At 67.4% G+C, this 12,183-nt stretch carries 12 protein-coding genes; 2 read left to right on the top strand and 10 right to left on the bottom strand.

The genetic code is table 11. The features are described from left to right. The first annotated feature begins 52 nt into the window (after window positions 1–52). Window positions 53–460, top strand: coding sequence for a F0F1 ATP synthase subunit epsilon (locus tag QX124_RS18115; protein ID WP_315740721.1), 408 nt, complete (start codon window positions 53–55; stop codon window positions 458–460). A gap of 168 nt (window positions 461–628) precedes the next feature. Beyond that, a complete protein-coding gene (locus QX124_RS18110; protein WP_315797881.1) occupies window positions 629–2,311 on the top strand; it encodes an adenylate/guanylate cyclase domain-containing protein in 1,683 nt (560 codons plus the stop codon). An 82-nt stretch (window positions 2,312–2,393) separates the two neighbouring features. Here QX124_RS18110 and QX124_RS18105 read toward each other — a convergent pair whose 3' ends face one another. From QX124_RS18105 to proB, 10 genes are all read right to left on the bottom strand, one after another. Beyond that, complete coding sequence (locus tag QX124_RS18105; RefSeq protein WP_315797880.1) at window positions 2,394–2,900, bottom strand: RNA pyrophosphohydrolase; 507 nt, start codon at window positions 2,898–2,900, stop codon at window positions 2,394–2,396. 137 nt (window positions 2,901–3,037) lie between these two features. Next, window positions 3,038–3,544, bottom strand: coding sequence for an RNA pyrophosphohydrolase (locus QX124_RS18100; RefSeq protein ID WP_315740724.1), 507 nt, complete (start codon window positions 3,542–3,544; stop codon window positions 3,038–3,040). Window positions 3,545–3,631: 87 nt separating this feature from the next. Next, window positions 3,632–4,846, bottom strand: a complete 1,215-nt coding sequence (locus tag QX124_RS18095; protein ID WP_315797879.1) for a divergent polysaccharide deacetylase family protein — start codon at window positions 4,844–4,846, stop codon at window positions 3,632–3,634. Window positions 4,847–5,032: 186 nt separating this feature from the next. Then, window positions 5,033–6,385, bottom strand: a complete 1,353-nt coding sequence (locus QX124_RS18090) for a S41 family peptidase (protein WP_315740726.1) — start codon at window positions 6,383–6,385, stop codon at window positions 5,033–5,035. Next, window positions 6,382–7,752, bottom strand: a complete 1,371-nt coding sequence (locus QX124_RS18085) for a murein hydrolase activator EnvC family protein (protein ID WP_315797878.1) — start codon at window positions 7,750–7,752, stop codon at window positions 6,382–6,384. Before QX124_RS18085 ends, QX124_RS18090 begins: the two co-directional genes overlap by 4 nt. A gap of 33 nt (window positions 7,753–7,785) precedes the next feature. Further along, on the bottom strand, window positions 7,786–8,268 hold the full coding sequence (rlmH, locus tag QX124_RS18080) for a 23S rRNA (pseudouridine(1915)-N(3))-methyltransferase RlmH (protein WP_315740728.1): 483 nt from the start codon (window positions 8,266–8,268) through the stop codon (window positions 7,786–7,788). Between the two features lie 56 nt (window positions 8,269–8,324). Next, window positions 8,325–8,681 carry a ribosome silencing factor gene (gene rsfS, locus QX124_RS18075; RefSeq protein WP_315740729.1) on the bottom strand — a complete coding sequence of 119 codons (357 nt, stop codon included), beginning with the start codon at window positions 8,679–8,681 and terminating at the stop codon, window positions 8,325–8,327. A gap of 307 nt (window positions 8,682–8,988) precedes the next feature. Then, window positions 8,989–9,612, bottom strand: coding sequence for a nicotinate-nucleotide adenylyltransferase (locus QX124_RS18070; RefSeq protein ID WP_315757270.1), 624 nt, complete (start codon window positions 9,610–9,612; stop codon window positions 8,989–8,991). A 66-nt stretch (window positions 9,613–9,678) separates the two neighbouring features. Further along, entirely contained in the window at window positions 9,679–10,968 is a 1,290-nt protein-coding gene (locus tag QX124_RS18065; protein ID WP_315797877.1) for a glutamate-5-semialdehyde dehydrogenase, read from the bottom strand. 74 nt (window positions 10,969–11,042) lie between these two features. Further along, window positions 11,043–12,179, bottom strand: a complete 1,137-nt coding sequence (gene proB / locus QX124_RS18060) for a glutamate 5-kinase (RefSeq protein WP_315740731.1) — start codon at window positions 12,177–12,179, stop codon at window positions 11,043–11,045. Window positions 12,180–12,183: the final 4 nt, after the last annotated feature.

Raw genomic sequence — 12,183 nt, 5'->3', positions numbered from 1 at the left:
GCTTCCTCCTTCACTACTCGCCATTCGCTATTCGCTATTCGCAGGTTTCCCAATGGCTACTTTCCATTTCGATCTCGTCTCGCCGGAAAAGATCGCCTTCTCGGGCGAGGTCGACCAGGTCGACGTTCCCGGCCAGGAGGGTGATTTCGGCGTGCTCGCCGGCCATGCGCCATTCGTGGCGACGCTGCGGCCGGGTATCCTGACGGTGACCGCTGGCGGCTCGCAGCAGAAGATCATCGTGCTCGGCGGCCTCGCCGAGATCTCGGACAAGGGTCTGACGGTTCTGGCCGACGTCGCGACGTCGCTGAAGGAGCTCGACCAGACCGCTTTCGCGGCCGAGATCGCCGGCATGGAATCCAAGCTGAACGAGAAGCAGGGCAACGAGCTCGATCGTGCGATCGAGCGGCTCGATCACTTCAAGACGATCCAGCAGCAGCTCAACACGACCGCGCTGCATTGATCCAACAGCACGACGTATGAATGAACGTTCATGGCCGGGCTCTGCCCGGCCATTTTCGTTTTCCGGCTCGAACGTCCGGGGCCGGCGGATGACTACTAGCAAGGGATGCCGGTTGCGTGCTCGCCGATCTGACGGCATGCTCCCGGCCGTTCGACTGGGCGTGGTGACATGGCAGGGCAGATCGTGTTGAAGCGCAAGATCGCGGCGATTTTTGCCGCCGATATTGCCGGCTATTCCCGCCTCGTCGCCGAGGATGAAGAGGAGACGCTGCGGCGTCTGGCGGCCTATCGCGAAGTGGTCGACGACTTCATCGCGCGCGCCGGTGGCCGCATCTTCAACACCGCGGGCGATGCCGTCCTCGCGGAGTTTCCCAGCGCGGTCGAAGCGGTGCGCTGCGCGATCGACATTCAGGAGAGCCTGCGCACGCGCAACATGGCCTATCCGCCGAACCGGCAGATGAGCTACCGCATCGGCATCACCATCGGCGACGTCGTCGAGCGCGACGGCGATCTGCTCGGTGACGGCGTCAACATCGCAGCCAGGCTGGAGGGGCTCGCCGATGTCGGCGGCATCTGCATCTCGCGCGCGGTGCACGAGCAGGTCGCCAATAAGCTGTCGGTGCAGTTCGCCGACATGGGTGCGCGGGAGGTCAAGAACATCCCGACCCCGGTGCACGCCTATCGGGTCGCGATGCGCCGCGAGGACGGCACCTACGCGCCGCCGGAAGAAAAGAAAGTCGCCCGCGGCGGCGGGCTCCGCCTGATCTGGCGAATTGCGGCCGCCCTGGTTGCGCTCGGAGCCGTCGGGGTCGGGACTGAGCTCTATCTGGACTACCGCGATCCGCATCCTGTGCAGCGCGATGCCGCCAAGGCGGCGGCGGAAGCGCTGGCCCGGCTGTCGGCCACGCCGGCTTCGCCTTCCTCGGCCCCGTCTTCATCTCCGTCCCCCGCGGCGACGCAGTCATCCGTCGCCGTGCAGCCCGCTGCCTCGCCGCAGCCGTCACCGCAACCTTCGTCCGTTGTCGCCGCCGAGAAGTTCGCACCTGAAGCCGTGCCGTTCGTGAGCGAGCGGACCCGCATTGCGCTGGCGCGCGACTACGTGCTGGCACCGGATCACAAGGCGTTCGCGACCACGATCAACGGCGTCAGCGCCTATGTCACCGGACAGGCGAGCGATGAGGCCGCGAAATCGGCTGCGCTGGAGCAGTGCCAGCAGCGCGCGGAAAACGCGAACGGACCGCGCAAATGCGAGCTCTATGCCGTCGGCGACAGCGTCGTCTACGTGCACAGCAAGCCACCGTTGCCGCCGCAGCCCTGGGTGCGCCACGACCCGATGACCGAGCGCGCCTTCAGCGCTGCAGAGATGCCGCTGGTGCGCGATACAGGCCGAGCCCGGCTCGAGGCGAACTACGGCACGGCGCGACGGACCAAGGCCATCGCGCTCGGGCCCGGCGGGCAGTTCTTCTATAGCGTCGGCGGCGACCTCGTCGACGACGTGGTTCGCCGCAATCTCGAAGCCTGCGGTGCCCAGGCGGGGACCGCCTGCATCATCGTTGCGCTCGACGATGCCTTCGTGGTGCCGGTGCCGACGGTGATGAAAGCCACCGGCTTCTTCCGCGCGGTCAACCATCAGGCGATCGCCCCGGAGGCGCGCGAGGAGGTGGCGCGGCGCCTCGAGGCCGCGCCGTCGGGCTGGAATGCAGTCGCGGTCGGAACGGCTGGCCGTCCCGGCTTCGGCCTCAACGGCGATCGCGAGGAGACCGCGATCGGCGGCGCGCTGGCCGATTGCGCCGCGCGCGACAGCGATTGTCGGGTGATCGCGATCGGCCCGTTCACGGTCGAGGACAATTAAGCCGGCGAACTCTCTCGACCTCGTCTTTCCGAGGCGCGCGGAGCGCGAGGCCGGAATGACGGTGAGCCTCACTCTTCGTTGATCAGTCGCCAGCTTTGGCGAGATCCGCAAAGGCCTGCGCCACCGCGCGGTAGACCTCACGGCGGAACGGCACCACAAGATCCGGAATGCGCGCGAGCCGCTCCCAGCGCCAGGCGTCGAACTCGGCTGGCTGGCCGTTGCGCGGCGTCACCGGATCGATGTCGCCCTCGCGTCCGGTGAAACGCATCGCGAACCATTTCTGGCGCTGGCCGCGAAAGCGCGCGAGCCGGTGGTTCGGATCCTCGAATGGGGGAAATTCGTAAGTCAGCCAGTCGGTCTCGCCGAGGATGTCGGCGTCGCGAATGCCGGTCTCCTCCCACAGCTCGCGCCGCGCCGCCGCCTGCAGATCCTCGCCGGGGTCGACGCCGCCCTGCGGCATCTGCCATTCGAGGCCGGGCAGGACGATCTCCGGCCCGTCGTCGCGGAAGCGGCGCCCGAGGAAGACGAGGCCTTCGGCATTGAGCAGGGCGATGCCGACATTCGGCCGGTAGGGTCTGGTTTCGGTCATGCTCATATCCGTGGGGCTTCGTCTCGCATGGCAACGCATCGTGACGGCGTTGTCGCGACGGATCTGCAGAGATTCTTTGCAGTGCGAGCGTATGACACGGTTTCGGCCACGCGTCGCGGTCGGCCCGCGATCGCGAGTCAGCCGCCAGCCAGCGTGGCGAATTCCTTCACCACCCGCTCATAGACCGGCCGCTTGAACGGCACGATCAGCCCCGGCAGGTTCTTCATCGGCTCCCAGCGCCAGCTGACGAATTCCGCCTTGTGGTGGCCGCCGCCGGGCCGCTCGACGTTGATCTCGGCATCGGGCCCGGTGAAACGCAGCGCGAACCATTTCTGGCGCTGGCCGCGATAGCGGCCCTTCCAGGCGCGACCCGCGACCGTGCGCGGGATGTCGTAGGTCAGCCAGTCCCCGACCTCGGCCAGCTTCTCGACGGAGCGCACGCTGGTCTCTTCGTACAGCTCGCGTTTGGCCGCCTCCCAGGCATCCTCGCCGGGATCAACGCCGCCCTGCGGCATCTGCCAGACATGGGTGTCGTCGACATGCTCGATCCCGCCGGCGCGGCGACCGATGAAAACCAGCCCCTCCGAATTGATCAGCATGATGCCGACGCAGGTGCGGTAAGGCAGGTCCTCGTAGCGCGTCATTCCGGTCTCGGCCTTCCTGCGGGACCCTGCGCCTCGCTGCGCAGGCCTCACGCTGTCACGTCGCCAGTCGGGCCGGCGCACGTTCGTTCAGTTCGATTTTGATTTCAGCATCGCGGTTGTCAATGGCACCAGCAGAATGCCCTTGCGGTCGAGCCCCTTGATCCAGGTGCCGATGCGGTCGATCGAGACCGGCAGTGCCGAGGCGGTCCCGACGGCGACGCCACGCTCCTTGGCCAGGCTTTCGAGCTTGGCGAGGGCATTGTCGATCTCGACCGGGGTCGGCACCGCGTCGATGGCGACGTCGCCCTTCGCGAACGGCATCGCGCGTCCCGTGGCCAGCGAGGCCGCCACGCTGCGCGGGGCTGCGCCATCGTCGAACAAGGCCAGACCGCGCTTGGCGGCCTCGTTCACGATCGGCTGCATCGCCGCTTCCGTTGCGACGAAGCGCGCGCCCATGAAGTTGCCGATGCCGACGTAACCCTGCAGCCGGCTCATGTGCCAGAACAACCGGTCGATGTTCTGGTCCGGTGCGAGTGTAGCGAGCAGCGTCTGCGGACCCGGATCGTTGTCGGGATAGTCGTAGGGCTCCATCGGGACCTGGAGCAGGATCTCGTGGCGCTGCGCCCGGGCGCGCTCGGCGAGTTTGGTCGGATCGGAGCCATAGGGCGTGAAGGCCAGCGTGACCGCCGGCGGCAGCTTCATGATCGCGTCCACCGTCTTCGCGGCGCCGACGCCGAGACCACCGATCACGATCGCGACGGCCGGCATGCGCGCCGCCTTGGCGCGGTCAGCCTCGGCCGCATAGGCGGTGAACGGCTTCAGCCCGTCGGCCATCACCGGGATCATGCCGTAGCGCGACTTCTCCAGCAGCCGCGGGTCCACGCCGGGCATCTGGATCGCCGGAGCGGCCGATCCATGCTCCGCCGTCTCGCCACCGGCACCGATCGCGACCTCCTGGCGGGTGCCGCTGGAGCCGTCGATGATGGTGACCGTCTTGCGCTCGCCGCCCTCCTGCTTGGCCGCGGGGGCCGCGCCGTGATCGACCTTTGCCTCAGACATGCCATCCGGCTTGGCGGCCTTGTCGTCGGCAGGCCTTGCGCCTTCGTTGATCGCGACGCGGGCGACCGGCTCGCCACCGAGCGGATTGTCGTTGAACATCGCAAAGCCGGCGAACGCGACCAGGAACAGGCCGAGCAGCATCGCAAGGGCCTGCAGGGCCGTGAAGGGAAGCCGAATGCGGCGCTTGCGACGCGTTTCCGTCTGTCCGAGCGGGGCGCTCAGCTCGTCGGCCGTCTCTGTCATCGAAATTCCCGAATCAATCGGGTCGACGATACCACGGCGAGGATTCGGACGCAGGGCCAGTCTCCCAAAGCCCGTAGATCGGCGGAGCGGGAAAGCAAGAAGCCAAAGAGAAGAGGAAAGGGCGGCCCGGAGGCCGCCCTTCAAACCCGATGCGCGTCTGTCGGCTGCCGCCTAGTTCGCAGCCTCTCAGTTCGCAGCCTTGGCCGGCTTGTCGGCCGCGGCCTTCTCGGTCGGCGCCGGCGTGTTGGCGCTGTTCTTGATGCCGTGGAGGAGGTCGGCGGCCATTTTGAGCGCCTTGTCGTCCTTGGCGTCCGGCGGCACGTAGGATTGCGAGCCGGTCTTCTCGTCGCCGTCGTTCTTCAGATGGCCGCGCAGCGAAGCCTCGCCCTTGGTGTCGGTGCGCGACTTCAGCTCATCCGGCACGTCCTGCAGCACCTCGATGTCGGGCACGATGCCCTTGGCCTGGATCGACTTGCCCGACGGCGTGTAGTAGCGCGCGGTGGTCAGCCGCAGCGCGCCATTGCCGGCGCCGAGCGGGATGATGGTCTGCACCGAGCCCTTGCCGAACGAGCGGGTGCCGACCAGGGTCGCGCGCTTGTGGTCCTGCAGCGCGCCGGCCACGATCTCCGACGCCGAAGCCGAGCCGCCATTGATCAGCACGATGACCGGCTTGCCCTTGGTGAGGTCGCCGGCATGTGCCGCACGGCGCTGCGTCTCCTCGGCATTGCGGCCGCGGGTCGAGACGATCTCGCCGCGCTCCAGGAACGCGTCGGAGACGGTGACCGCCTCCTCGAGCAGGCCGCCCGGATTGTTGCGCAGGTCGATGATGTAGCCCTTCAGCTTGTCACCGATCTGGTTCTGCAGGTCGGCGATGCTCTTCTTCAGGCCCTCGGTGGTCTGCTCGTTGAAGGTGGTGATGCGGACATAGGCGATGTCGTCGCTCTCGGTGCGCGAGCGCACCGAGCGGACGCGGATGTTGTCGCGGGTCAGCGTCACGTCGAGCGGATTGTCGGCACCCTTGCGCACGACCTTCAGCTTGATCTTGGTGCCGACCGGGCCGCGCATCTTCTCGACCGCCTGGTTGAGGGTCAGGCCCTGCACGGCTTCGTCGTCGAGATTGGTGATGATGTCGTTGGCCTGGATGCCCGCCTTCGAGGCCGGCGTATCGTCGATCGGCGACACCACCTTGATCAGGCCGTCTTCCATCGTCACTTCGATGCCGAGGCCGCCGAACTCGCCGCGGGTCTGCACCTGCATGTCGCGGAAGCTCTTCGCATCCATGTAGCTCGAATGCGGATCAAGGCCCGAGAGCATGCCGCTGATCGCGGACTCGACCAGCTTCGAATCGTCGGGCTTCTCGACATAATCGCTGCGCACGCGCTCGAACACGTCGCCGAACAGATTGAGCTGGCGATAGGTATCGGCGGTCGCGGCGCGCGCCGTCGATCCCATCAACACCGCGCGCGGTTGCGAGACGAACAGGGTCAATGCCGCACCGGTGGCCGCGCTCAGGAGAATTACCGAAGTCTTACGCATCATCCGCGTACCTTTTCGCCTTCATTTGCGGCCCACCATGGGCCTGGATCGATTGGAGTGCCGTCCTTACGGAACTCGACATAGAGCACTGGTTGACTCGCGTTGGTAGCGAGAATGGAGGCGACCTGGGACGAGTTACCCATGGTCGCGACCGGTTCTCCCGTCTGAACAAACTGCCCGATGTTGACGGAAATGCGCTCCATCCCGGCGATCAGGACATGATACCCGCCACCGGCGTTGAGGATCAAGAGTTGTCCGTAGCTGCGGAAGGGACCCGCATACACAACCCAGCCATCACACGGGGTTGTGACCTGGGCGCCCGGCCGGGCTGCCAAAGAAATGCCTTTATCGGAGCCCCCGGCGCCGTCCGACGCGCCAAATTCGCGAATCTTGGTGCCGTTGACGGGAAACGTCAGCATGCCCTTGGTCGAGGCGAACGCGATCGCGGGCGCCTTGCGGCCCGGGTTGCGCAGCGCATTCGCGTCCGGCTTGCTGTTGACCGGCACGCCCTGCAGGCTTGCCGTCGACGCGGCCTTGGCGGCGCTCTTGAGATCGAGCTCCATCGTCGTGATCAGCCCTTGCAGCGAGTCGATCTGCTGGGCCAGCACAGCCGCGCGCGCGCTTTCGGCTTCCATGTCCTTCTCGGCCGAGCTCTGCTTGCGTTGGCGTTCCTCCACCAGGGCCGCGAGACGGGTCTGATCGGTACGCAGCCTGTCGCGGTCGCCGGCGAGCTTGTCGCGTTCGCTGGCGATCGTCTTGCGGATGGCGACGAGCTCGCCGAGATCGGTCGAGAGCTTTTCGGCGCGGCCACGCATCTCCGGGATCACAGCGCCCAGCAGCATGGCGGTCCGCAGCGACTGCAGCGCATCCTCGGGACGGACGAGCAGGGCCGGCGGCGTGCGGCGGCCGGCGCGCTGCAGCGCAGCCAGAACCTCGATGATCTCGGTGCGCCGCGCCTCCAGCGAGGTGCGCAGATCCTGCTCGCGGCCGTCGAGCCCGCGCAGTCGCGTTTCGGCCTCACCGACTCTCGTCTCGACGCTGCGCACCTGCGCGGCGACGTCGATCAGCTGCTGATTGAGCTTGCCGCGATCCTCGCCGAGCGCGGCGATGTCGGCCTTCAGGCGCTCCTGGGCCTCGGCGGCGGCCTTCTGGGCCGCGCGGGCGGCCTCGAGCTCCTGCTCGCGCTGCTTCAACTGCTCGGGTGTCGCCGGTGTCGGTGAGGCGGTACCGGCGAGGGAAGGCCGAAGTCCGGTCTGCGCCGTCGCCGGCAGACCGGGAACGACGATTAGCAGCGCGACCAGCGACGCGCGGCACGACCGGCCGCTGCGGACGGTTCTTGAGGAACGGGAGAGGGGCCGCGCAGCGAACATCGAGGTCCTTATTGTGCTCCCATCGTCCCCTATTCAAGCGCGGTGATAGGGGTGACCGGCCAGGATCGTAGCAGTACGGTAAATCTGCTCGAGCAGCAGGACGCGGACGATCTGGTGCGGCCAGGTCGCAGCGCCGAACGCAACCCCAAGCTTGGCTCTGCGCCGTAATTCGGGCGAAAGTCCGTCGGCGCCGCCGATTGCGAAGACGGCTGCCGGAATGCCTTCGTCCCGCCAGCGTCCAAGATAACCCGCAAAGGTTGTACTGTCGACGTTCTGGCCACGCTCGTCGAGACACACGAGTACGGACTTGTCCGGGATTGCCGCCGACATCGCGGCGGCCTCCTCGGCGATGCGCGTTGCCGCGTCGCGGGCGCGGCTTTCCGGAATCTCATGAATGTCGAGGCCGCGAAAGCCGAGCTTGCGGCCGATGTCATCAAAACGCCCGCGGTAGCGCTCCGCGAGCTCCCGCTCGGGACCCTGCTTCAACCGGCCGATGGCGACCACGATCAGGCGCATGCGCACGGACTAGCACGTGCGCCGCACGATTCGCATCCGGCGCGGCGTGGGGCCGCCTAGACCGTCTTCGCCGGGTTCGGCCCTTGAGTCCACAATCGCTCGAGATTGTAGAACTCGCGAACCTCGGGTCTGAACACGTGCACGATCACGTCGCCGGAATCGATCAGCACCCAATCGCAATTGGGCAGGCCCTCGATGTGGAGTTTCTTGGTGCCGGCTTCCTTCAGGCCCTTGGCGACGTTTTCCGCGATCGACCCGACGTGCCGGTTCGAGCGGCCCGTGGTGATGACCATGTAATCGGAATACGCCGATTTGCCGTGAAGATTGATCGTGACCGTCTCCTCCGCCTTCATGTCTTCGAGGCGGGAGAGGATGGTGCGCAGGGTCTTGTCGGCGTCGGGTTGCGCCTGCAAGGCCGCATCTCGGGTCGACGTCTTACGCGCTGACTTGGCAGTGGCCGACTTGGTCGTCGTTGCCTTCGTCTTGGGTAAGGCCGACTGGGACAATACAGATGTGGTCAGGGACCATTCCTTTCACTGTATCGCAGGCCGAATCCAACCCGGCCTGCTGACCATACTAGGCATGTGGGGTTAACGGTTTCAACAATCCAGTGCCCCGACTGCCCGGCCCGACATTCTCGACCGGCCGCCCCGCTTCGGACCGTAACGGGACGGCAAGTTCCATGCACATCCGATGCCGCGCGACAGCGAGCGCGGCCGTTCAGAACGACTTCCAACTGCCGTCCGGGTTCCTCAGGCCCGTCGACGACAGGCTGAGCTTGAGGCCGGTGAGGTAGACCCAGGCTGGCGCGGCGCTGTCGGCGAGACGGCTGGCCTGCGCTTCGGGAATGCGATACCGCGCCAGGGCGCGTGCGGCGGGCGCGTTCAGGGCGCGGAAGCTGCGGGGCGGACGATCGACCACGGCCATCGGAACCTGGGCCGCGATGTGCTGCCACTTTTGCCAGCGATGGAACTGCGCGAGATTGTCGGCGCCCATGATCCACACGAAGCGCAAGCGGGAGGCGCGCCGGCGCAGATAATCGATCGTGTCGGCAGTGTAGCGGGTGCCAATGACGGATTCGAGACAGCTGATCTCGATGCGCGGATCGGCGGCGACTTTGCGCGCCGCCTCGGCGCGCTCGGCCAGCGCATGCAGCCCGCCATTGTTCTTGAGCGGATTGCCCGGCGTCACCAGCCACCAGACACGGTCGAGCTGCAGCCGCTTCAGCGCGAACAGGCTGATCGCGCGATGCGCCTGGTGCGGCGGGTTGAACGAGCCGCCGAGCAGGCCGATGCGCATGCCGTCGCTGTAGGGCGGCAGCGCCTGGCGGATCGCAGGCCGCATGGCTGTGGCGTCGGTCACGGCGGCCCCCGCCTGCTGCTCGTGTAACTCAACCACAGGATGCGGCGGTCATGGCCGCGTCTGACCACTGCCGTGAATGCGGTATTTGAAGCTCGTCAGCTGCTCGACCCCGACCGGCCCGCGCGCATGGAACTTGCCCGTGGCGATGCCGATCTCGGCGCCAAAACCGAACTCGCCGCCGTCGGCGAACTGGGTCGAGGCATTGTGCAAGACGATGGCCGAGTCGACCTCGTTGAGGAACTTGTCGGCCGCGGCGTTGTCGTCGGTGACGATCGCGTCGGTGTGGTGCGAGCCGTGCGCGTGGATGTGGGCGATCGCGCCCTCCACGCCGTCGACGACCTTGGCGGCGATGATCGCGTCGAGATATTCGGTGTCCCAATCCTCGTTGCTGGCCGGCTTCACCCGCGCATCGGCCGCCCGCACCGCATCGTCGCCCCGCACCTCGCAGCCGGCGCCAATCAGCATGTCGACCAGCGGCTTGATCTTGTCGGCGCTCGCGCGATCGACCAGCAGCGTCTCTGCGGCGCCGCAGACGCCGGTGCGTCGCATCTTCGCGTTCAGCACGATCGACTTGGCCATCTCGAGATCGGCGGCGCCGTCGACATAGACGTGGTTGACGCCTTCGAGATGCGCGAACACCGGCACGCGCGCCTCGGCCTCGACGCGGGCGACGAGGCTCTTGCCGCCGCGCGGCACGATGACGTCAACGCCGCCGTTCAGGCCGGACAGCAGCAGGCCGACTGCGGCGCGATCGCGCGTCGGCACCAGCGTGATCGCAGCCTCCGGCAGGCCCGCCTCGCGCAGGCCTTCGACCATACATTCATGGATGGCGCGGCAGGAGCGGAATGAGTCCGAGCCGCCGCGCAGGATCACCGCATTGCCGGACTTCAGGCACAGCACGCCGGCATCGGCCGCCACATTGGGACGACTTTCGAAGATCACGGCAATGACGCCGAGCGGCACCCGTACGCGCTCGATGGTCATCCCATTCGGCCGCTGCCAGCTCTCGGTCACGACGCCAACCGGATCGGCGACGCCGCGTACCACGGCGATGCCGTCGGCCATCGCGGCGACGCGGGCCGGGGTCAGGGTGAGGCGATCGAGGAAGGACGAGGTCATGCCGGCCGCCTTGGCCTCGGCAACGTCCTCGGCATTGGCGGCGATGATCGCTTCAGTGCGGGCGCGGATCCGCCGCTCCATCGCCTCCAGCGCGCGGTTCTTCTGCTCGGCCGGCGCCAGCGACAGCACGCGGGCGGCCGCACGGGCGCGCTTGGCGAGGTCGTTCATCAGGGCGGGCAGATCGGCGCTGCCGTCGATGGCTTTCAAAGGCGCGGTCATGGGCTTTTCAACCTTGAATTAAGGCTCTCCAGTAGCACGGAACGAGGCCGTTTGCGAACGCCGGTGCCTTGGCCTCAGGCTGGGCCGGCGCCCGCCGGGCCGATCACCAGGTCGTCGCGATGAATCATCTCGGCGCGGCCGGAGACGCCGAGGATGATGGCCACGTCCGGCGACGAGCGACCCTTGATCCGCTCGGCATCATCGGCGTCGTAGGCGACGAGGCCGCGGCCGATCTCATGGGTGTCGGGGCCGCGCACCACGACGGCATCGCCGCGGGCGAACTGGCCGTCGACACGGATGACGCCGGCCGGCAGCAGGCTCTTTCCGGCGCGCAGTGCGGTCACTGCGCCGGCATCGATCGTCAGCGTGCCCTTCGGCTCCAGCGAGCCCGCGATCCAGCGTTTTCGCGCGGTGACCGGGTTCGCTGGCGTCAGGAACCAGGTGCAGCGGCCGCCATCGGCGATCGCCCGCAGCGGGTGCTCGATCTTGCCGGACGCAATCAGCATGTGGGTGCCGCCGGTGGTGGCGATCTTGGCGGCCTCGATCTTGGTGCGCATGCCGCCGCGTGAGAACTCCGAGGCGGCGCTGCCGGCCATCGCCTCGATGTCGGCAGTGATGCTCTCGACCACGGGGATCAGCCGTGCGTTCGGATCCTGCGCGGGCGGCGCGGTGTAGAGGCCGTCGATATCCGACAGCAGCACCAGCAGATCGGCGCTCGCCATGGTGGCCACGCGAGCGGCGAGGCGGTCATTGTCGCCATAGCGGATCTCGGCGGTCGCGACCGTGTCGTTCTCATTGATGACCGGCACTGCGCGCCATTCCAGGAGCTTGGCGATGGTCGAACGGGCGTTGAGATAGCGCCGGCGCTCCTCGGTGTCCTGCAGCGTCACCAGGATCTGGCCGGCACTGACGCCATGAGCACCGAGCACCTCCGACCAGGTCCGCGCCAGCGCGATCTGGCCGACCGCGGCGGCCGCCTGGCTCTCCTCCAGCTTCAGCGGTCCGCGCGGCAGTTTCAACCGGCTGCGGCCGAGCGCGATCGAGCCTGAGGACACGACCAGCAGCTCGCAGCCGCGGCTGTGCAGCCTGGCGATGTCGGCGGCCAGCGCTGTGAGCCAGGAGGCGCGCACCTCGCCGGCCTCGGAATCGACCAGCAGCGACGAGCCGACCTTGACGACGATGCGGCGGAAATTTTCGAGACGGGGTGCCATGGCG

Origin of the sequence: Bradyrhizobium sp. SZCCHNRI3043, from assembly GCF_032377735.1 — a bacterium.
Classification (GTDB): Bacteria; Pseudomonadota; Alphaproteobacteria; order Rhizobiales; family Xanthobacteraceae; genus Bradyrhizobium.
Note: the sequence above shows the minus strand (reverse complement) of the source record. Positions and strands in the feature narration are given on the sequence as shown.